The following is a 23,123-nucleotide window of genomic DNA, read 5'->3' on the forward strand; positions in this document are numbered from 1 at the left end:
TTTATTCCTTTTCTTTCATTTTTCTTAAAAATTTGCTAAATTTATCCATTTTTAAGTATTCTAAGTCTTCTAAATCAATTGCTGTGTCAGTATAGTATTTATCTTCATAGTCAGGATTTACTTTTGAATTTAAGTAATCTCTTAAAAACGCTAGGTAAAAAGAATTGTAAGTGTTTAATATTGGTAGAGGAATTTTTAGTTTAAAAAAATAAATATCAAGTTCAGGAATATCACGATATTTAATGCGACGACCCTTTTTACTATTTTTAGCATCAATTAAGGTGTTTCGTCAGCGTTCATATTCTTCAATGCTCGTAAAGGTGCCATAGATGACTTTTAAATAGGGGCGAAAAATATTAACGGGTTTTTTACGAATTCCCACAATCACATTATTGGCAATATCACGAACTTTAACTCAAATATGTTTATCTCTTTGACCGCTAGCGAGAACAATATGACCGAAATGGCGTGCAAGAGCGAAATACTCTTGAATACCGGTTTCTTCGTTTTTGGTATTATTTTTTTCTCAATCAGTTCCTTCTAAAAATAAATTGGTTTCATCTCACAACAGTAAGGTCTTATCTGGCAATACCGGGTAATCAAAGTCTAATAATCCCATATGCCCTAAACTTAATTTTTGGGTTTCTAGTAATGGAAAGGTTGATGCAATGTGATATTTCTTCTTTTTTAGTAATTTTGATGCGTATACTAGAAAAGCAGTTTTTCCAGTTCCCAATGAACCAATCACAATATTTAATGGTGAATTTTTTAAAAAATTAATAACTTTGTTAATTTGTGTTAAATTACCGATTTTAAAAAGGAAAATTAAAATACAACCTGCTAAAAATAAATAGCTTATAATGTTTTTAAAATAACCGTTGTAAATATATCAAATTGCTCCCCAATGTCATAAAATTAAAAATGAGGTGCGATTTAATTCAATAAAATGGTTATTTTTTTCTATTATTCATTTGCAAAATTTCATCTTGCACCTCACTTTATTTTTTTATTAGCGTACTGCTCCAAGTAGTTTTTCAAACATTTTAAAACAAATAAAGAATATTGCCAAAATAAATGGAAAAATGAATATTCAGTAGTCAGCAAAGAAGTTACCGACTTGTGGCATATTAACAGCAATAATTTCTCACATTTTAGTAAACGCCGTTATAATTGCATTTCATAATTTAGTCATCGCGTCACTAGCTGTTATTTTTTCTACTGTTGCTGGTGCATCGGCCAAGAAAGTTCCAATCATATAATCACCCCCTTTCTTTTTTAAAACATTCATCATTTATATTCAAAGTTTCTCTTAAATTTGTTAAAACCACCATTAACCTTAACACGATTGTATTTTTTCCTAATTAATTTTGAATTTCTTTGTGAATGCATCACAATGTAACTTCGCGACATTACTTTTGTCTCTATCTAAATACTGATATGGTTTTCCAAAGTATCATTAGAATAAATCACACCATAATCGCTGTTAATAATCAAAAAGCAATGTTTGCTATTAAAAGTCAAAGTGTTTCTTGAGTTAAATCAATTTCTTTACCACCACTAATATGAGCGGGAATAGTTGTAATTTGAATAAATAAATCTCAGAAAGTTTGTTTAATTTGTTCTCAATTAAATTCTTTTAAATTTACTGTCATTTTTTATCTCCCAAAAATCATTTTTATTGGTAAATACATAATTGAAATTAATGCGAAAAGAAAAGTGATGATAATAATTAATCCAGCAATAAACGCAACTTGTGCAGGCATTTTTTCTATCGGAATAAACAGTTCTAAGAATTCCATGATAATTTTTCAAAACATTATTTTTTATCCGCGTTATTTTCTTTTGAATTAGGAGCTTTAACTCATTCCTCAAAGCGGGCAATAAACACTTTTTCGTCTTTTGTGAAATTACCAGTATTATTTTTAATGGCATTTTTATATTTAATTCTAATTTTTATTTTGGCATAAATTTTATAAGCAAAATATGCCAATAACATTATGCAGATGATAATAAATATTATTCCAATCGCAATATTCATTTTTAAACTCCTTTAAAGTAGTTATAATTTATATCTTTTTTGTTGTTTTCTTTTTCGGCAATGAAGAAGCCTAATAATTCTTGTCCCTTAATTAACTTGGTTTCTTGCTCTTGTTGATTAATCGAAATTACTTGATATTCACTATTCTTGATTATTCCGATACAAATAGAATTTTCATATTTTCCTTTATAAACAAATCGCTTTGGAAACCAAATGCCGATTTGTTCATTAAATCACGGAATTTTTGGCGCTTTAATAAGCATTGCGTTTTGTGTTTCTTTTAAGAGATATTTTTTAGTATTTAAGAAAATGTTTTCAATGTTTTTCATAATAAATTACCTTTCTTATGAATAAACTAAGTTATATTAACTAAGTTAGTTAGTTAACTTAGTTTTTTAAACACTTATATATCGCAGATTTAAGTGTTTAACAAGCTTTGTTAGTAAATTTTGTTTTTTAATTAGATAAAGATTTTAATAATTTTAAACTTAGTATACCCCTATATAGAAATTTCTACACTTTAATATCCGCATCCTACCCTTGGAACTAATTTAATAGCGTGTATATTTTTAGGAAATCCACCCATTCATTTTTTTATTGCAAAACGAAATAAATTGCTATAGCTAATAGGATGTTATCTATTAACTGGTAAACTTCTTTTGGTTATGGCGACCACCCACAATTTATCGTGCTTTAATACATACCAACATTATTAATTCACTTGTATTTAATTTTCAAAGAACAAATTTTAACACCTTATAAAATAAAAAGACAATCATTGCTGACTGTCTTAATACTTATTCAAATCTTTTCCCACCTAACAAAACTTTATGCGTCCGAGTCTTACTTTTTAAAAAATAGTGTATAATTAAGTTATAATAATTGTGAATTAAGTTTAAGGAGGGAAATTAAAATCAAAAGAAAAACAATTAGTTACAGTGATGAAATGATTAAAAGTGGTGTAGAGTTAAATAAGAAAGATAAGTTTATGAAAGCAATTTCTAAATTATTGGTTAAAGATTAAAATAATTAAATATGTTTACGCGGGGTTGGATTTTTAATTTGGTTTTACCAATGGATAGTAAAAATAATAAATAAAAAGCATCCTTATAAAATATGTTATATTTATAGATAACTGATTTTGCCCCCCCAGAGTTTTTTTAAAAAATAGTGTATAATTAAGTTAATAATGATAGGAAATGATGTCTTAATTGTGAAAAATAATAATGTTATGGATATGGCAAAATATTTAATTCGTAAAAATCCAGCTTTGTTTAACTCAAAACAACTTTTTAAAAAAATTGGCTTTAAATGTATAAAGGAGAATTTATGCTTCATAAATTGCTTCATTTAGCACAAGTTTTTCATTTATTAATTAAGAATAAACCTTTATTTAGTGTAAATGAAGAAGTAGCTTATAACAATGGACCTGTTATTATAAGTATTCACAAACAACATAATAGACCTTTAATTTTTAATACAAAAAGTGAAATTAATTTAAGTAAAAAAATTAAAAGTTTTATTGATAATATTTATTTATTTTTTGAAGACGCAAACCCTGATGAACTATTTGAAATAACACATTATGATCAATGCTGAAAGGAAGCATTTCAAAAAAGTGAAAAAAATATTAACGACGATAAAATGGATGTTAGAAATTATATTGATTTTTATAAAAAAGAATATAAGATTGCAATAGATCATTTTTCTGAGTTGTATTTGTAGATTTATATTTAGAAAGATTAAAATAATTAATATGTTTAAGTTGGGTTCAATTTTTAATTTGGTTTTACCAATGGATAGTAAAGATAATAATTTGAAATATGGTATTATATACATGGAAGACCTAGGACAAGTTGATTACATGAAAGAATCTAACTGCGGTGTAAACTCAGAACCTCTTGGGCTAAAAAGGCTATCGTTAACGATAGCCTTTTTGTTTGCCTCTTATATAAACTCTATTTGGATATAATGCATAAAAGTCTGCATCATAAGGATCGAGATACATTTTTGGGTCAGGAACATTAGTGCGTTTTTCATCATATCGTAATTCTTCGTAGCATTTGGCAGTAAAAGGATTATTCTGTAAATTTATATGACAATTACCAAATCCAAACAAATTACGCATTCAAATAACGCGATCTGTTAAACCGGCTTCTTTGGTTAATGGTGTTGTGTGCTTAATGGCTGTGCTGGTACGAATGTTAAAACTATAATCTTCAATTAGTTTTGTTTTAATTCATTCCATAGCGGTTTTTGCTTTATCATCATAATTAAAAATAACATCAGCAAAATTATAAAAATTTGCTCTTAAAGTCATGATTTCTTCTATAAGATGACTAATTTTTTCATTTTCAGAAAAATTATCTTCGGGAGTTATAACAATCTCACATATTAAATATGGATCGTAAAGTTCAGTTTTTTTATATTCTTGAAATCCCCAAAATTTTAGCACAGTATGATCGATTGGCCCAGTTGCTCAATCAATCCCGATACTATAAAAATCAAATTTATACATATCAATAGTGGCAACATAAAAATCTTTTAAATCGTATTTTTGCGTATATTTTAAATGTTTTCGAAACGGAAAGATAGTACTATCACTGTCTGAGTACTCAAAACCATATTTTACAATAGCATATTCATCGGGGTTATCTTTTTTAAGTTGGTTTACTTTTTTTCTTGAAATTTCTGGCAATTTATTTCAAGTAGAGTCTAATGTTAGTCTTAAAACAAAAATTCCTAAACCTTCAAATTCTTTTTCATTTTCGTATCAAACTTTACCAGTTTCTTTTAATAAATTCATTATCTTGTCGTTTAATGGTAAAAATGGCGTACAGTATTTTTTATAAAATGGGTGATATTTATCATAGAGGTTGCAAGTGAACGCGACAAAAAAACTTTTTCATAAGTAACGAGTTTCTTGTTGTCCTGTCATTTTATCAACAAAGGTTCAAGAAAGTTCTTTTATGGATTTGTCAGAAACTTTAATCCGATTGCTACGAAACATTGACATTTGTAAACGCTCATATCTATAAATTAATTGTTTATCACTCAAAGTTTCTTTTTCTTCTGCCATAATTATTTCGTCAGTTCGTGAACACAAAAAACTAGAACCTTTTACAGCTGTTCCAAAAATTCTATTACCGTTGGCATAACCAATAAAAGTTATTCGTTGATTGGAAGGAAAAATTATTTCTCCGCCCTCTTTATTCAATTTTCAAACTATTCCGGTCACCTTAGAGTGCTCAGGTCCAATTTGAACGCCATACTTTTCTTCTAAATATTGACATAAATTATGTAAATCAGCAATTGTTGTTTCAGGATGTGTATTTTCATAGCGTCGTACTTCTTGAGCGGATGTATCTGTAAAGTTACAACAAATTCATAAATCTCAAGCTAAACAGTTTCAAGTTTTAAAGGTCATTCTAGCAGTAGGTACAAATCTATAAAAACACCTCGTTGTAAAATATTCTGCCCAATCATCGCCAACTAGTTCCTTAAAGATTTCTCAAGTAAAACCAAAGTTATTGTCACTAAAATTTAAGTCATATTTTTTATTTAATTGTGAGTAATTAGTTATTTTTTTCATTATACTAATATTATCTATGAATATTAACTGTTTTATGTGTTTGATATAGAAAAAATAAAAAAGGAAATAGAAAATGAAGTATATTGTACCTAAAAATGATTTAGCAGATTTAAAAGCTAAATTACAATCTTGAATGACTACGATTTATCATGAAAAATATTATCATAAAGTAAAAAAATGAGTAAGTAAATATCTCAATTTATGTACCAACTTATATATGAATAATACAGATAACATATCTGTAAATAAATTGATTAAAAAATATTTTCGTGGTAGTAAAATGACATTTTATATTTGAGCTAAAAAAATTATTAATGGTTATTATCAAGACAACTTTTATGAATTGCAATTCAAATCAACAACACCAAAAAATATTAAATATCAATTTTCATTAGAAACCAGAAAACAAATTTGTGATTATTACTTTGATTACAAATTTGTAGGTGCGGGCGGTGTATTATCGCTTTATCATAATATTCATCAAAAAAATGTGCATGATATCGATACAAATAATGTCCCCAAATCAATTAATACTTTTTATCGTTGAATTAAACAAGACAAACGCTATGGAGAAATAAAAACGCAAATGAAAAAAGCAAAACGCCATTTTAAGCGTTATGAAGTTTCAGATATTGGACTACTGCAAATGGATGCTAAAGTGTTTACTGATAAAAATTTTCCTATTGCTAAGCATAGATTATATGTTTATGATTTCATTGACGAAATAACAAGAATTGCTTTTGGATATGTGTATGATAGTTTAGGAACCAATAATGCCATTAATGCCATGCAAAGAGCAATGAAAGATTTTAGTGAACTTGGCATAACCATTAAACGCCTTCGTACTGACAATGCTCCTGAATTTACTACTACTAACTGAAGTAATAAAAAATCGTACAAAGTAAAAGAAAGGCCTTTTACAACCTTTCTTTCAAAAAATGGAATTATCCATGAAACCACACCAATCGGTTCTCCTCAGAGCAACGGAAAAATTGAACGGTTTCACCGTAATTATACTAGTTTATTTTGATTTAAAAAATGTGGTTTTAAAACAAAATTTGATGTTAAACAATTACAAATTCATTTGAATGAGTGGTACGCATTTTATAATTTCAAGCGAAAACATAAAAGTTTGAATTACAAAACTCCATTTGAAACTTTAAATAAATTTATTATTGCAAAATAATTATTTAAAAAATAATAGAAACTCGTGAAAAATGTTTTAATTTGGTTAATTTTGAATTAAATATTTTTTATTGTGGATAAAATTAATTTTTTAATTTTAATAATACAAAATATGGTATGATGAAATCAATTAAGAGAAGCATAGTCTAATAACTGTGTGTGATTTACAAAATTCCTGAAAAATAGTATTGCCTTTAAATAAATCTTGTGGATTATCAATATTTTCTAAAAAATAATCAACAACTTTATCAATTGCGTCAGGTTCTTTTTTTATTTTTTTTTTTTTGTCATTTTCTGTTCTCCTTCTTTTAAGTATAATTCAGAATGAATTATCGAGACACAGAATTTTGGACAGGCTCTGACAAAAATAACAAGAAAGGCAAGGTTAGTTTAGTAATTAAATAATATAATTAGCTGATTGTTTTACTTCTTCAAAGCAATACCTAAGAAAACTAAACGCGACCATGTAAAATTACTATTTTTACTTTAACTTTTTTATACATTAAAATATAATACCGCTGTTTGTTGGTTTGGAGTTAAACCCTTATGTTGGTATTTTCATTTTCAGAGATTTAAATAATTTTGAATATTAGTAAAACCTAAACCATGATAATGAATTAAGGCTTCTTTAAGACTAGATTGTAATTTACTGATTTTATTTAAGTTACGATAACTAGCTTCAGGATTAATTGTTGTTTTAGTTACACATAAAGTAGAATTTGTTTGTTTTGCTACTAAAAAATATAATTTTTGCATATCAGAAGTAATAATTGAATTTTCGTTAATTAATTCTTTGTTCATATTTTCAATAACTCATTGTTTTTGTAAACGTTTGGTGTTTGTGGATTTAACATAAATATTGTTATTATTATCAATTGCCATTTGAATACAGCATTTAGTATTAGTTGCGAATGGGTCAAGGTAAATTCTTCGTGGATCAGTTTTATATTTGAAATTTCCTTTATGGATTTCTTTAATAAATGTTTTATCGATTTGGATTTTACCAGATAATTTTTTAAATTTTAATTGGGTATTTTCTAATTGTTTTGATTTCATTAATTTTTGACGATTATATCAAGCAGTTTTTAATGTAGTTTTAATAAAACGAGAAATTGTTTTACTAGACTGCCCCAGCAATGAAATTTGAATCAATAAATTTCATTGTTCATAATTTAAATGACTTCAATAAATAAAATGATTACGAAAAGCGTCAAAACTTGCACGGCAATTTTTACATAAATATTTTTGTTTTCCTTCTGAATTATGTCCATTTTTAACGCAATGGTAAGATTCACATTTAGGGCATTTAATACCTTGCGCTCTAAATTTTTGATCAATTTCATTTAAACGTTTTTGTTTTTTTTTATTAATTCTGCTTGTTGTTTGACTTTTTCATAAAATTCTAAAAATTGATCATCTGTTAAAGTATTTACTAGTTCTTGAATTATTTTTTCCATAATTATTATCCACCTCTATCATAGTAAAAATATACCTAAAATTAAGTATATTCAATAAATATCAAGAGTTTTCGACAAAATTAAAATAAAAAATTATTTTAATGTTGTTTTTATAAGCATTTTACTTAGTTTTTATAACCTTTTATTAAGATTATGGTTGTTAATATTAAATATTTTGGATAGGCTACAATAAATTGGACCATAATTATATAGACTTCAAAATTATTAAGAAAGAAGGAATATAAAAATGGGAAATAAAACCTCATACTCTGAAGAATTTAAAAAACAAATTGTAATGCTATACAAAAATGGCAAAAGTGTTATTAATTTAGGGAAAGAATATAATTTACCAAAACCAACTATTTATAGTTGAGTTAAAAATTATAATAATTCTGGGTCATTTAAAGCAAAAGATAATCGCACTGTCGAAGAAAATGAATTAATTTACTTGCGAAAAGAAAACCAACAATTACGAATGGAAAATGACATTTTAAAGCAAGCAGCACTGATAATCGGCAAAAAATAACAATAATTAATAACAACAAAACTAAATATTCAGTGAGGAAAATATGTAAGATTTTAGGTTTACTAAAATCAACATATTATTATCAAACTAATAAATGCACTAAGTTTGATATTAATAATTATGAACAAGAAGTTATCAGTGCATTTAATAAAAGTCGTAAGATTTATGGTGCTCGTAAAATTAAAGCTGTTTTAATAAGAAAAAATATCATCTTATCACGACGAAAAATCCGATTCATTATGATCAAAAATAATTTGATTTCTAAATACACCAAATTAAAATATCGTAATCATGAAAAAACAGTTAATAATGACCAAATTAATAATGTTTTAAATCGTCAATTTAATGACCAAAAACCCAATGAAGTTGTTGTTAGTGATTTAACATATGTTCAAGTTGGTACTAAATGACATTATATTTGTTTATTAATTGACTTGTTTAATCGCGAAGTAATTGGCTATAGTGCTGGACCAAATAAAACTGCTGAACTAGTTCAACAAGCTTTTCACAAGATAACACGACCATTAAATAAAATAACTTTATTTCATACTGATCGTGGTAATGAATTCAAAAATAAAATCATTGATGAAATTTTAATAACCTTTAAAATTCAAAGATCATTAAGTACCAAAGGATGCCCGTATGATAATGCTGTTGCTGAAGCAACTTACAAAACCTTTAAAACTGAATTTATTAACGGTAAAAAATTTGCAAACTTAACACAATTAAAATGCGAACTATTTGATTTTGTTAATTGATATAACAATATTCGAATTCATGGCAGTTTAAATTATTTAACTCCCGTTGAATTTAGAAAATACCAGTCTACATAAAAAGTGTCCTAAAAAGGGTTGCCATTCCATTTTGTTTTATTACTTATTTTTCAAATAAAACGATAATTAAATTGTAGTTACTTTTCTTTCAAAATTAATCAAATATTTTTCCACCTAACAAAACTTTACGCGTCCATTTTACATAAAAGCCTTTTAAAATTATCAAGTTGATGATTTTTTTTATTTTATCAAGATTTTTCAACAAAATTAAAAAAATTATTGGTTCATTGGCATAAATTAGGAATTGGATTTAATTGATTAGTAGAAGGGAGGGGTAAAACTGTTCAATTATCACCGCCAATACCAGTAATTATAAGATTAAAATCACCAATTTTAATCTTATCACCAATATTATAGCCTCGTAATTTTGCAAATTGCGGACTCTCTAATAACAATTTGATTACTAGCGTTTGAAGTTGTGCCTTGAATAATTTTTAAGGAATGAGGATTAAGACTATCAATGTTAACAAAGCGATAATTAAAGTTACTTGCTAAATCAGTAAGAATAAATTCTCTTCTTGTTGTCACTTTAAAATTAGTAGCTATGCCTGCTAATTCATTTTGCATTTGCATTAAAATATTATTTTCAATTGTCCTTGTAGTTACTGATTTAGCAATATTAGTTTTATTTTTTCAACTGCGATTTGGTTCTGCTAGTCAATTAGTAATTAAATATTGTTTAAAAATTTCAATATTAGACTTCTTGCAAAATTAATATGATAATTATAATTTTTAAATTTAAAATAAATATAAAAGTGTTATTAAAATAATTTTTAGATTATTTTTACAAATATTTTGTCATTAAAACATAATAAAAATTATTATTTACAATAAAAAAAGACTGAAATTTTAAATTATCAAATATATTTAAACTAATAGTTGTAAATTATAAATTGAAGCTATTAAATTAAATCTTAAAGCAAATCTTTTTCTACGATTTCGATATTTTTCACTAATAATTTTAAATTTTTTAAGTATAGCAAAAACATTTTCAATAACAATTCTCATTTTTGAAATTCGCTCATTATTTTGCTTTTCTTCTTTATTTAAAGGGTTTTTCTTTGATTTTTTTTTAGGAATTAAAACATTATGATTAATTTTTTGTATGCCTTGATAACCTAAATCCACTAAAACAGTTGTTTCTGGTAAAAATTTAATTTTTGAATCTTTTAAAATTTTAAAGTCATGGTTTTTACCATAAGAAAAATCAGAACTAATAATTTTTTTACTATCTTTTTCAATTATAACTTGTGTTTTTATTGTGTGTTTTTTCTTTTTTCCTGAGTAGTGCTGTTTTTGTCTTTTTTTGGGCGTTGGATTTGGCTTTCAGTTACATCAATTATAACAGTCTTATCTTTGAAATAATCTTTTAATAGTGATTTTTGACCAGTAAGTTGTTGAAAATTAGGGTGTTTTATTAAAGTGTCTTCAATTCATTTGATATTTCTATAACAACTACTTTCACTAATATCATAACTTTTTGCAATATGAAAATAAGTTCTATATTCTCTTCAATATTCTAAAGTCATTAAAATACGATTTTCTAATGATAATTTATTGGTTCTTCCGCGACGAAATCTCTTTTTTAATTCTTCTATTTTTAAAATTTCTAGCATTTTATTAAAAGTAGTATGTTTAATACCAGTTAATCTTAAAAAATTTTTATCACTTATTTGATTATTTTTTTTAAATTTCATTTAAATTCCACCTTTTTATTAAAAACAACAATTCAATTATATTTTAAATTAATTTTGCAAGAAGTCTATTATTATCAGATGGATATTGAAAAAAATTTGGATTATTTTTATAAATGTTAATATAGTAATTTCATAACATCTTATTAAGTAATGATGAAAAATATATATCAATTACATTAATAAATTTATTAAAAAGTTGTTTAAATTCAATATTGTTAATGGCATGATGATATTTTTCTTTAAGAATTTTTCCAATAATTGATTTTTGAAAATAAGAACTTTGATGATTAATTTGTTCTCATTTTAAATAATTAACTAGTTTAATATCATCAATAGTATATTGCTCGTTAACTTTTTTAGTTATTAGTTGCACATTTTTAGTTTCTAATTTTATTAGACTATCATCATTAGGATTATTACTAATACTAAAGTCACTAACTGTTAATTTATTACTTTCTGTAAAATCAGTGTTAGAAAAATTAAATTTATAATAATAATCATATTTTACTTCTTGCCCCATAAAATTATTACTTTGTTTTAAATTATTAATTGTAGACATAGCGAGACTAATACGAGCAGTGAGAATTATTGTTAGCAAAATTAATAAAATCATTTGAACTTTTATTTTAAACATTGAAAAAAATGCTTGTTTATAAGTTGGAAATATTTTTTTCATTAGTTTTGCATCCTTTCTACTTTAAATAACCTATTCGTCACTACTTTTTACTAATTCAAGTACATTCATTCGTTTTAATGTTTCAGTTGAAATTATATAAATCAGTGTATAAATAATTGTAATTGTTGCTAATGTTATTGGTAAAAGTCATCATTGGAAATATAGGGGAATAATGAATCCAGTAAAAATTCCAATAGCTCATAAGGTACCTTGACAAATAAATCAAGCACCGATAAATCCAGCGATAAATCCCATAATAGCAGCTGGAATAAACATTGATAAAGTTAAACTATTAATTTCACGATATTTATATCCTTGAATTTTCATAATAGCCATTAGTTTAGCAAACTGATGGACAAGAAGATTAGAAATCATTATAACAATAATTACGGATAGACTAATTGAACCTAAAATAAAGATGACAGCAATACTAGAAGCTACTGTTGTTAAGTTTTTGATTAATTCTCGTTTTACTGTTAATAGTTCACTGTTAGTAACAGTGTTAGCAACATTATCATTTAAACTAGCAATTGAATAATCACCAAGAATTGAAGTTGTTGAATATCTACTAGTAACATCAGTTAATTCAGGATTAGATGATAACCGACCATTAAATCATAATGGTTCATTATTAAAAGGATCTTTTTTATAAATGTCACTACTTGTTGTGGCATTAAAACCAAGAATTTGATTAGCAACTCGTTGATTAACATAAATTTTTAATTCACCATAAGATTCATGAATTGCTTTAACTTGATATTTAACTTTTTGCGGTATTGGGGTATTATCAATTTTTAGAATTTTAGGTATTTCTTTATTACCAATAGTTTTACTGTCTAGTATGGCAATAAAAATATTTCATAATGGATTGTCATATGATTGATTTAAGAGATTTAGTGCTGATGTCATAAAGGTTTCATCAACGAATTTATTTTTAGTAGCAAAGGGCACAAAGGGTCTAATATGTCATCATTTATTGTCGGGTGATTGTTCAATAACAAATTTATTATTATTTGTTGGTATTTTTGCATTAATAATTTCTTTTAAAAATTCGTCTTTAATTGCTGGGTATTTGATATTATCAATTATGATTTCTTCTTTGGGTAATCGTAAAATTATTTCATTTAAGTTACGATAACTTTTAGCAATGTCATCATCACCAATATCGTTTTCTTTATAACCATAATGGTTAGTTCAACCATAAGGAGAGTTATTATCATTAATACTTCATTTATCTAAAGGCATATTATAGATATTTTCAGAGTTATTTTCATCACGATAAATTCAAAATGAAGTGTGAGCAGGATATCATTTATTATTAGCACTCATATATTGTAATTGTTTTTGTTGAACTTCACTTTCAAAAATACTATCAACTTTTAAATTATGTTTTATTTGCATTGCCCGATTAATAACTGTTGGAATCTTATCAAGTCATTTTTCTTCTTGGATATATTTTGAACTCTCTTTTAATGCAATCATATCACTATTTGGTTTTATTCCTAGTGTTTTAAAAGCGACATTATTTAAGTTAGCATCATAATATGTATATAATTCATCTTCATTAGCATTATAAGGTAAAGTATTATGAGTAATTGTTAAGCGTTGTTTTCTTCCAGAAATATTAAGAAAGTCTTTAATATAGGAAGGAACAGCTGTTTCAATTGCATTCATTGTACAGGTTCTTCAGTTATCACTAGTATTTATTTTGGCATTAGTTGTTAAAATAGTGTTTACCATTGGACAAATAATTGTGGATAATAATCCTGAAAGTTTGGGATTATTATTAAAATCCTTAGAAATTTGTTCTAATCAGCCTAAAGAAATTCCTCTGCCACCTGTTCAATAATAATTATAAGCAATTTGTTTTAAAATATTGTCTAAATTAATGTTTTGGGTATTATCACTAAGTTTTTTTCAAGAATTAGCAGGAGCATCTTTATAGTAATCAGCTACTGGACGAATTTCAGTAATTGGGTAATCAAGACTTTGATTTTGAGCATCAATCCCTTTTCAAGGGTATAAATTATAACGAGTTGTGGGGATATTACTAATCGGTTGTTGAAATTCAGCATTAGTTTGATATTTTAAAAGTCCATAATAAGAATCATCAAGACTGCGAACAGCAGCGGGGATCATTAAGGCAATAGCGATAGTGAATGAAGCAATAAGAATTGTTACAAACATAATAATAATTTTCTTATATGAAACTGATGCCAATGCCAAACGAAACCGAGTTTTAAAGCTTCCAAATGCAAATCATCTTTTGTGGATGCCAGAAATTGTTTTTGAAGGTTTATTATCACTGTTAGGTCGTAATAGGGTAATTGTATTTTTTGCTACTTGTTTATAAGCAGTAATTGTTACGGTAATTAAAATTACAATGATATTAATTGCCAAAGCAATTAGAAAAGGAATGACATCAAAATAAAAAATATTATTTGGAATTGTAAAGAAATTTTCAAAAATTTTCATTACGGCTATTTGTAAAACACTACCAATAATTCAACCAATGGGTATAGCAAGAATTGTTGTTATTAAGGCATAAGATCAATATGAACCAATAATTGTTTTATTTTCATAGCCTAATGCTTTCAAAACACCAATTTGTGTTGCATTGCGTTCAACGGTTTTTCTAATAATTAATACTGTTGCAAAAACTGTTAACATTGTCATAAAAATAACAATAATAATACTAAATCAAGTATATGTTCTAGTAATTGTTGGTAATGAATTAAAACCACGATTAATGTAATTGTTACTGTCACTATTTTCAATCGTTGAAGTTGTTTTTAAATCTTGAGTAATTTTTTGAATGTCTTGCGAGTTGTTATTGTAAGCTAACATTTTTTGATAAACAGTTTCAATGATGTTATTATTTTTTTTTAAATTATCATTAAGAAAAAGTCGAAATAATTCGAAATCATTGGCAATATGATTTCCTGTGTATGTTAAATAGACATTAGATATATCTTCAATATCACTATAACGAATGAATTCATCACGAATAAATAATTGGTGGTTAACGAATAAGACGATTTCTTTTGCTGAATTGGGAAGAAAATTTATTGGATGAACAACAGGTAACGATGTAAAGTTATCGCCACCAATGCCAGTAATTATTAATTTATAGCTACCAATTTTAAGAGTATCACCAATTTTATAATTATATTTTTCAGCAAACTGAGGATTAATTACAATTTGATTAGCACCAGTAGGATAAGTGCCACTAATGATTTTAATATTATTTTTTTTAGGGTCATTATTAGGATTAATACTAATTACACGATAACGGATATTAGTAGCAAAATCAGAAAATAAATACTCTTGGCGTAAATTGACATTAAAGTTACTTAATAAGCCAACTAATTTATTATGGTGATTTCATATTGCTTGCGAAATATCTCAATTATTTCTTAAAGATGTTCCACCAATCGGAAGTGTTAGATATTTGGCAACATCGAGATAATTACTATCCTTATTATCATTTATGTGGTCGTTTGTTAGTTGAAAATTAATTTCATTATTATCTTTGTTAATATTCATTAAAATATTTCCTAAATCGCCTTTAAAACCCTGTTTAAAAAAAGCTTTGTTATTAAAATTTGTTGCCTGAGGAAACCTTTTTTCATAATCTTCTTTTGTTAATTGTTGAAAAATATTAATTCCGCCCCCAAAAATTGGAACATTATCACTAGATAAATCAGTTTCATTATTTATATCTCTTATTCAACTGTCGCCATTACGAGCATTAACAAAGTCTCTTAAAAATATTTCTTTAAATGTTTTAACTTTATCAAGATAATCAGCATCGGTTGTTTTTTTTGGATATTTAAGTTTATCACTATTAGCTTTATAAAGATTAAATAAATAAAAGGCAAAAATTGGGTTAATGTATTGTTCAACCAAAGTTGCATATTGTTCATATAATATTTTAAATTCGTTATTAGGAATGTCATGATATTTTTTATGTAAAATTTGACCAAAGAGTGAATTTTTAAAAGCGAGACTATTTGTATTAATTTTTTCTCATTTTAGTAAATTTTTAAAGGAAATATTTTCAATTGTGATATTATTATCACTTGTTATTTTTTCGGTAATATCTAAACTTTCTGATATTAATGGTAATAAACACCCCGTAGGATCATTTTCATTTTTCGCAATGGTAAGCATTGGTGTACTGTTATCTTTTATATTTTTACTAGTATTAGATTCTGCTAATGAACTTTTACTAAAAGTAGCACAAATGTTAAATGTTGGTGATATGCTTTGAATAGTAGGACTATTTTTACTATTAAAGCGATAACTATAATTAAATGGTGTTGTAGCACTATTCATTGCTGTTTCACCATCTAAGAATCATCTTGTCGTAATTCAAGTTAAAGTAATTGTCGTTGACAATATAATAGTTAATAAAATTAATGAAATAATTTGAATTTTATGTTTAAATGCTCCTCAAAAGGCTTGCTTAAATAATTTGTTTCATTTTCAATGTTTCATAAATGTATCTAACCTCAACTTAATAAATTATTATATAAAAAAGATAAATATTTTTTAACATAAATAATTATATCAACTTATTTATGAACCACAACCTTGTAAGAATTAGGGGTCGCGTTTAGTTTTCTTAGGTATTGCTTTGAAGAAGTAAAACAATCAGCTAATTATATTATTTAATTACTAAACTAACCCTGCCTTTCTTGTTGTTGTCATTTTTATTCGTTACCATTTTATCAAGAGTTTTCGACAAAATTAAAAACTTAATTTTAAATAACGAAATAATTATTAAAAGTAAAATAGCAATTAATTTAACTCGGGGATCTCATTTATGAATTAAAGAATTTTTTGGATAATAAGTAATGTTATTAATCATTAGTAATGACATTTCCCTTCCAAAAATTTTTCTTTATTATTATAATCAATATGTTAACTGATAAATTTCCTTATTTTTAAGTTTCACGTCCATTACTCCATACGCACTTTTAATATCCTTAGTAAAAATAAACGGACAAAAGTATTCCCAGAATTAATTTTTTGTCATTTCCCAGCTTTTAAAGCTCATAAATCACTAACAAAGCGACCATAATGTTTATTATATTTAGAACTAACATCATTAAAATAAAACTGATTTGGTGTTGTCATTATATTTTTATTAAAAATAATATTTTGTAATGTCTTATAATTTTCACTACAATTATTGATTCGTGCCTTAAAAATATTATTTTCATCATAAATAGCAACAATCCCACACTCATTAGGTGCTAAACTGTGAGATAAAAAGTAAAATAATCTTCACTAGTTAATATTCCTTGCTTAAACGCATAGTCATAACTATTATTTAACGATTTATCATTAGTTAAAATATTTTTAACATTTTGCGATCATTTTATAAATTGATGATTATTAAGCATTATTAACGATATGATTACAAAAATACTTACTGAAAATGTCACTGTTAAAAAAGCACTAATAACATTAATATTATCTTTAATATTAACTGATAAATAGTTTTGCGACATTAAACGCATATTAGCATTAAATAACTTATTTTAAAGGATTAAACAGTCATAATGACACTAAGAAATTAGTAACAAATCCCACATTAATGCAATCGGTAATGCTGATATTAACCCGACAACAGCATATGTTAAATCAAAAAATAACAAATCGCTAAGAAAATATCAGAACATAATTAAAAAACTTAATGTTCCAACAATAACAGCAAAACTATAACGATTATTAATTTGTTTTTTCAAAATTTTAATAACTAAAATATCAAAAGGAAATATTAATCAATATACTAAATTTCAAGTACTAAAACCATATAATAACATTGGTTGACAAGTTAAAAATGGTAACAATAAAAATACTATCTCGTAAAAGAAAATAAAGGCCATACAAGCACAGCAAAAACGATACTAATTCTACACCGGCAATATTACCTAATAAAAATTTTACACAAATAACCATTGCTGATAAAAATGATAATAAAATAAAACTAGTTTTTTAACACAATAACTATCTTCTTCCATGCTAACTACTGTTGATTTAAAAATATTTAATTTCATCATTGCCTCCTGACTATAAACAAAAACCACCACTAGGTGATGGTTTAAGATTAAAAAATAAATTTTAGAAGTAGTCGCAAATTAAAATCATTTTTTAATAACCCATCCCCAGGAGATTTAAATAATTTTTTCTAAGGTAGGTCTCCTGACTTAATTTCACTCACTAATTATGCCTTCTCAAAAATAACTTTTCAATGATTTATATAATTAATGTCAATGTTACAGTTGCTGGGACAGTTTTAGAATTACACTAAATTCCCTTTTAATTAATTACATTAAATGCAATTAACCTTATAAAAAATATTTTTATTTATTTATAAAGTAATCTTACAATAAAAATAACTAACTCACATTTATTTTTAAAAAATATTTTAAAAATAATCACAATATAAAAAATATTTTAATTTTGTCGAAAACTCTTGATAAAATAAAAAAATCATCAACTTGATAATTTTAAAAGGCTTTTATGTAAAATTACTATTTTTACTTTAACTTTTTTATACATTAGACTTCTTGCAAAATTAATTTAAAATATAATTGAATTGTTGTTTTTAATAAAAAGGTGGAATTTAAATGAAATTTAAAAAAAATAATCAAATAAGTGATAAAAATTTTTTAAGATTAACTGGTATTAAACATACTACTTTTAATAAAATGCTAGAAATTTTAAAAATAGAAGAATTAAAAAAGAGATTTCGTCGCGGAAGAACCAATAAATTATCATTAGAAAATCGTATTTTAATGACTTTAGAATATTGAAGAGAATATAGAACTTATTTTCATATTGCAAAAAGTTATGATATTAGTGAAAGTAGTTGTTATAGAAATATCAAATGAATTGAAGACACTTTAATAAAACACCCTAATTTTCAACAACTTACTGGTCAAAAATCACTATTAAAAGATTATTTCAAAGATAAGACTGTTATAATTGATGTAACTGAAAGCCAAATCCAACGCCCAAAAAAAGACAAAAACAGCACTACTCAGGAAAAAAGAAAAAACACACAATAAAAACACAAATTATAATTGAAAAAGATAGTAAAAAAATTATTAGTTCTGATTTTTCTTATGGTAAAAACCATGACTTTAAAATTTTAAAAGATTCAAAAATTAAATTTTTACCAGAAACAACTGTTTTAGTGGATTTAGGTTATCAAGGCATACAAAAAATTAATCATAATGTTTTAATTCCTAAAAGAAAATCAAAGAAAAACCCTTTAAATAAAGAAGAAAAGCAAAATAATGAGCGAATTTCAAAAATGAGAATTGTTATTGAAAATGTTTTTGCTATACTTAAAAAATTTAAAATTATTAGTGAAAAATATCGAAATCGTAGAAAAAGATTTGCTTTAAGATTTAATTTAATAGCTTCAATTTATAATTTACAACTATTAGTTTAAATATATTTGATAATTTAAAATTTCAGTCTTTTTTTATTGTAAATAATAATTTTTATTATGTTTTAATGACAAAATATTTGTAAAAATAATCTAAAAATTATTTTAATAACACTTTTATATTTATTTTAAATTTAAAAATTATAATTATCATATTAATTTTGCAAGAAGTCTATTAAAATATAATACCGCTGTTTGTTGGTTTGGAGTTAAACCCTTATGTTGGTATTTTCATTTTCAGAGATTTAAATAATTTTGAATATTAGTAAAACCTAAACCATGATAATGAATTAAGGCTTCTTTAAGACTAGATTGTAATTTACTGATTTTATTTAAGTTACGATAACTAGCTTCAGGATTAATTGTTGTTTTAGTTACACATAAAGTAGAATTTGTTTGTTTTGCTACTAAAAAATATAATTTTTGCATATCAGAAGTAATAATTGAATTTTCGTTAATTAATTCTTTGTTCATATTTTCAATAACTCATTGTTTTTGTAAACGTTTGGTGTTTGTGGATTTAACATAAATATTGTTATTATTATCAATTACCATTTGAATACAGCATTTAGTATTAGTTGCGAATGGGTCAAGGTGAATTCTTCGTGGATCAGTTTTATATTTGAAATTTCCTTTATGGATTTCTTTAATAAATGTTTCATCGATTTGGATTTTACCAGATAATTTTTTAAATTTTAATTGGGTATTTTCTAATTGTTTTGATTTCATTAATTTTTGACGATTATATCAAGCAGTTTTTAATGTAGTTTTAATAAAACGAGAAATTGTTTTACTAGATTGCCCCAGCAATGAAATTTGAATCAATAAATTTCATTGTTCATAATTTAAATGACTTCAATAAATAAAATGATTACGAAAAGCGTCAAAACTTGCACGGCAATTTTTACATAAATATTTTTGTTTTCCTTCTGAATTATGTCCATTTTTAACGCAATGGTAAGATTCACATTTAGGGCATTTAATACCTTGCGCTCTAAATTTTTGATCAATTTCATTTAAACGTTTTTGTTTTTTTATTAATTCTGCTTGTTGTTTGACTTTTTCATAAAATTCTAAAAATTGATCATCTGTTAAAGTATTTACTAGTTCTTGAATTATTTTTTCCATAATTATTATCCACCTCTATCATATTAAAAATATACCTAAAATTAAGTATATTCAATAAATATCAAGAGTTTTCGACAAAATTAAAAAAATACTATAAAGAATTTCTTCATAGTATTAATTATCTTCATAATTACGCAGCAACTGCTACAGCATCAGTAATAACATCAGTAGATGTTATTGTTGAATTAGAATTAAAAATAAAGTTATATACTTCTTCATAATGTTTAATCGGAATAATTTTTAATTCATTTAACACCTCGTTAGGAATATCATCTAAATCTTTCATATTTTTATCAGGTATTAAAATTGTACTAATCCCACTACGATGAGCAGAAATTGATTTTTCTTTTAAACCACCAATCGGTAAAACATTTCCTCGTAAAGTTATTTCCCCAGTCATTCCAACATCACTAGACACAGGTCTTTTAGTTAAAGCAGAAATTATTGCTGTTGTTATTGTAATCCCCGCTGAAGGTCCATCTTTAGGCACTGCCCCTTCAGGAACATGAATATGAATATCATTATTACTAAAAAACTTGGAATCAATATTAAACTTCTTACTATTAGCTTTTAAATAATCCAAAGCAATATTTGCTGATTCCTTCATAACATCACCTAAAGTTCCTGTTAAAACTAACTGTCCTTTACCAGAAAAGAAATTTACTTCCATTGAGAGAATATCGCCACCAAAAGCAGTATATGCTAAACCAGTAGCAACACCAATTTGAGCTGTTCCTTCTTTTTCAGTATATTCAAACTTATGTTTACCTAGATATTGCTTAACCTTTTCAATATTCACTAATTCATCACTTAAATGTTTAGCTAAATAACGAACAATAAACTTTCTCGCAATTTGATGCAAATATCGCTCTAACTGTCGTACACCAGCTTCTCGAGTATAATATTTAATAATTTCTTTAATTGCACCATCTTCAAATTTTAATAACTGCTCATTTAAACCATTACCTTGCAATACTTTAGCAATTAAATGATTTTTAGCAATTTCCATTTTTTCAATTTCTGTGTACGACGATAATTGAATAATTTCCATTCGGTCTAATAATGGTTCGGGAATATCTTCCATATAGTTAGCCGTAGCAATAAACATTACTTTTGACAAATCATAATTTTCTTCTAAGTAATGATCAGAAAACTCAAAATTTTGTTCTGGGTCTAATACTTCCAACATCGCACTAGCAGGATCACCACGATAATCATTAGCCATCTTATCAATTTCATCAAGCAAAAATAAAGGATTAATACTTTTAGCTCGTTTCATTGATTGGATTATTCTTCCTGGCATTGAACCAATATATGTTTTTCGATGACCACGAATTTCTGATTCATCACGAACACCACCTAATGATAACTTCACAAAATTTCTTCCTGTTGCTTCAGCAATTGACTTAGCAAGAGAAGTTTTTCCTACTCCGGGAGGACCTACTAAACAAATAATATGTCCTTTTAATGATTTAGTCATTTGTTTAACAGCTAAATGTTCAATAATTCGCTCTTTAACTTTTTCCAAACCATAATGATATTTATCTAAAGTTTGTAAAGCAAATGGTAAATCCTCAATTTCTTGCTTTTCTTCGTGTCAAGGAATCGCCATTACCCATTCAATGTATGTTCTAATAATATTAGCTTCACTTGATGCTTGTGGCATCAGTTCATAACGATTAATTTCTTCCTTAACACGAACTTTAATATTTTCAGGAAATGGTTCTTTTTGAAGACGATCTAAATATTTCTTCATCTCATTACTATCATCATCAATTTCACCTAATTCTTCTTTAATTGCTTCAAGTTTTTCTCGTAAATAAAATTTCTTTTGCTGTTCATCAATTCTAACTTTAATTCTTTCAGAAATATTTTGATCAATTTCACCAGTTTGCTTGCGACTATTAACATTATCAACTAAAAGATTCAAGCGTTGTTCAACATTCAACTCTTCTAAAATAGCTTGTTTTTTATCTAATGGTAAAAAAGGTAAAAACTGTGCTAATGTATCAATTACTTCTCCAGGACTACTATTAATATTTACCTTAATCTCTTGTAAGATATCTTCAGGAAGACCTTCTTGCATTTCCAATAATCCTGTTAAATTATTAGTAATTTTTTGGACTAATTCTTCAACACTACCTTCATGATTTGATTCTAAAATCTCAATATCACTTTCATAATAAGTACCATTATCTTTTAAATTCAATAATTTAACCCGATTAAGTGACTTAAAATTAACCGTAAATGAACCTTCTTCCCAAACTTTTTTTATTTTTAAATTAGCAATAACTCCAACATCAAATATTTGATCAATTGTTGGTTCATCATCTAAAGGTTTTTTTTGTGATACTAAAATAACTTGATTATCAAAATTATCCTTAGCCACTTCAATAGTCTTTAATGATTTATTACGACCAATTTCTAAAACCTGCTCAAATCCAGGATAAATATAACTACCTCGTGTAACCAAAACAGGAATATTTTCCAAAGATTTTATTTGTTCTTTATCTATCATTATGA

20 protein-coding genes and 1 riboswitch are annotated in these 23,123 nt (G+C 25.5%); of the genes, 5 read left to right on the forward strand and 15 right to left on the reverse strand.

Annotated elements, in window-relative coordinates:
- Position 1: 1 nt before the first annotated feature.
- From AAHM82_RS05805 to AAHM82_RS05825, 5 genes are all read right to left on the reverse strand, one after another.
- A complete protein-coding gene (locus tag AAHM82_RS05805) occupies positions 2-985 on the reverse strand; it encodes a hypothetical protein (protein ID WP_342264806.1) in 984 nt (327 codons plus the stop codon).
- A gap of 24 nt (positions 986-1,009) precedes the next feature.
- Positions 1,010-1,291 carry a hypothetical protein gene (locus AAHM82_RS05810; protein ID WP_342264807.1) on the reverse strand — a complete coding sequence of 94 codons (282 nt, stop codon included), beginning with the start codon at positions 1,289-1,291 and terminating at the stop codon, positions 1,010-1,012.
- Positions 1,292-1,421: 130 nt separating this feature from the next.
- Positions 1,422-1,652, reverse strand: coding sequence for a hypothetical protein (locus AAHM82_RS05815; protein ID WP_342264808.1), 231 nt, complete (start codon positions 1,650-1,652; stop codon positions 1,422-1,424).
- 164 nt (positions 1,653-1,816) lie between these two features.
- A complete protein-coding gene (locus AAHM82_RS05820; protein WP_342224100.1) occupies positions 1,817-2,038 on the reverse strand; it encodes a hypothetical protein in 222 nt (73 codons plus the stop codon).
- A 2-nt stretch (positions 2,039-2,040) separates the two neighbouring features.
- On the reverse strand, positions 2,041-2,367 hold the full coding sequence (locus tag AAHM82_RS05825) for a hypothetical protein (RefSeq protein ID WP_342264809.1): 327 nt from the start codon (positions 2,365-2,367) through the stop codon (positions 2,041-2,043).
- Between the two features lie 1,000 nt (positions 2,368-3,367).
- Here AAHM82_RS05825 and AAHM82_RS05830 point away from each other — a divergent pair.
- Positions 3,368-3,763 carry a type II toxin-antitoxin system antitoxin SocA domain-containing protein gene (locus tag AAHM82_RS05830; RefSeq protein ID WP_342264810.1) on the forward strand — a complete coding sequence of 132 codons (396 nt, stop codon included), beginning with the start codon at positions 3,368-3,370 and terminating at the stop codon, positions 3,761-3,763.
- 196 nt (positions 3,764-3,959) lie between these two features.
- Here the strand turns inward: AAHM82_RS05830 and AAHM82_RS05835 are convergent, their stop codons facing one another.
- A complete protein-coding gene (locus tag AAHM82_RS05835) occupies positions 3,960-5,630 on the reverse strand; it encodes a hypothetical protein (protein ID WP_342264811.1) in 1,671 nt (556 codons plus the stop codon).
- Between the two features lie 73 nt (positions 5,631-5,703).
- Here AAHM82_RS05835 and AAHM82_RS05840 point away from each other — a divergent pair, with 73 nt between their 5' ends.
- The gene (locus tag AAHM82_RS05840; protein WP_342264812.1) at positions 5,704-6,816 is read left to right on the forward strand and encodes an integrase core domain-containing protein; all 1,113 of its coding nucleotides are present in this window, start codon (positions 5,704-5,706) and stop codon (positions 6,814-6,816) included.
- A gap of 494 nt (positions 6,817-7,310) precedes the next feature.
- On the opposite strand, the gene AAHM82_RS05845 is transcribed toward AAHM82_RS05840, so the two are convergent.
- On the reverse strand, positions 7,311-8,294 hold the full coding sequence (locus tag AAHM82_RS05845; RefSeq protein ID WP_342264813.1) for an IS1/IS1595 family N-terminal zinc-binding domain-containing protein: 984 nt from the start codon (positions 8,292-8,294) through the stop codon (positions 7,311-7,313).
- Positions 8,295-8,519: 225 nt separating this feature from the next.
- On the opposite strand from AAHM82_RS05845, the gene AAHM82_RS05850 reads away from it, so the two are divergent.
- Positions 8,520-9,631 (forward strand): IS3 family transposase gene (locus tag AAHM82_RS05850; RefSeq protein ID WP_342264814.1). Its coding sequence is split into 2 segments (ribosomal slippage): positions 8,520-8,763 and positions 8,763-9,631, totalling 1,113 coding nucleotides; the frame shifts between segments, so codons are not numbered across the junction.
- 351 nt (positions 9,632-9,982) lie between these two features.
- On the opposite strand, the gene AAHM82_RS05855 is transcribed toward AAHM82_RS05850, so the two are convergent.
- From AAHM82_RS05855 to AAHM82_RS05875, 6 genes are all read right to left on the reverse strand, one after another.
- Entirely contained in the window at positions 9,983-10,204 is a 222-nt protein-coding gene (locus tag AAHM82_RS05855) for a hypothetical protein (protein WP_342264815.1), read from the reverse strand.
- Between the two features lie 294 nt (positions 10,205-10,498).
- Positions 10,499-10,891: a transposase family protein gene (locus AAHM82_RS13675; protein WP_425289022.1), complete on the reverse strand. Its 393-nt coding sequence runs from the start codon at positions 10,889-10,891 to the stop codon at positions 10,499-10,501.
- Positions 10,888-11,328, reverse strand: a complete 441-nt coding sequence (locus tag AAHM82_RS13680) for a transposase family protein (protein WP_342263396.1) — start codon at positions 11,326-11,328, stop codon at positions 10,888-10,890. Before AAHM82_RS13680 ends, AAHM82_RS13675 begins: the two co-directional genes overlap by 4 nt.
- Positions 11,329-11,371: 43 nt before the next feature.
- Complete coding sequence (locus AAHM82_RS05865) at positions 11,372-12,004, reverse strand: hypothetical protein (protein WP_342264816.1); 633 nt, start codon at positions 12,002-12,004, stop codon at positions 11,372-11,374.
- A gap of 30 nt (positions 12,005-12,034) precedes the next feature.
- Positions 12,035-16,504 (reverse strand): ABC transporter permease, encoded by a 4,470-nt coding sequence (locus AAHM82_RS05870; RefSeq protein WP_342264817.1) that lies wholly within the window; start codon positions 16,502-16,504, stop codon positions 12,035-12,037.
- A gap of 761 nt (positions 16,505-17,265) precedes the next feature.
- Positions 17,266-17,523, reverse strand: coding sequence for a hypothetical protein (locus tag AAHM82_RS05875; protein WP_342264818.1), 258 nt, complete (start codon positions 17,521-17,523; stop codon positions 17,266-17,268).
- 667 nt (positions 17,524-18,190) lie between these two features.
- Positions 18,191-18,381, reverse strand: a riboswitch (cobalamin riboswitch).
- A gap of 264 nt (positions 18,382-18,645) precedes the next feature.
- Here AAHM82_RS05875 and AAHM82_RS13685 point away from each other — a divergent pair.
- Together AAHM82_RS13685 and AAHM82_RS13690 are read left to right on the forward strand one after the other, a co-directional pair.
- Positions 18,646-19,086: a transposase family protein gene (locus tag AAHM82_RS13685; RefSeq protein ID WP_342263396.1), complete on the forward strand. Its 441-nt coding sequence runs from the start codon at positions 18,646-18,648 to the stop codon at positions 19,084-19,086.
- Entirely contained in the window at positions 19,083-19,475 is a 393-nt protein-coding gene (locus tag AAHM82_RS13690) for a transposase family protein (RefSeq protein ID WP_425289007.1), read from the forward strand. Before AAHM82_RS13685 ends, AAHM82_RS13690 begins: the two co-directional genes overlap by 4 nt.
- A 144-nt stretch (positions 19,476-19,619) precedes the next feature.
- Here AAHM82_RS13690 and AAHM82_RS05885 read toward each other — a convergent pair whose 3' ends face one another.
- Positions 19,620-20,600, reverse strand: a complete 981-nt coding sequence (locus AAHM82_RS05885) for an IS1/IS1595 family N-terminal zinc-binding domain-containing protein (protein ID WP_342264820.1) — start codon at positions 20,598-20,600, stop codon at positions 19,620-19,622.
- A gap of 130 nt (positions 20,601-20,730) precedes the next feature.
- Positions 20,731-23,118 (reverse strand): endopeptidase La, encoded by a 2,388-nt coding sequence (lon, locus tag AAHM82_RS05890; protein WP_342264821.1) that lies wholly within the window; start codon positions 23,116-23,118, stop codon positions 20,731-20,733.
- Between the last annotated feature and the right edge of the window lie 5 nt (positions 23,119-23,123).

The organism is Spiroplasma endosymbiont of Clivina fossor, assembly GCF_964031115.1.
In the GTDB taxonomy this organism is placed as follows: Bacteria; Bacillota_I; Bacilli_A; order Mycoplasmatales; family Nriv7; genus Nriv7.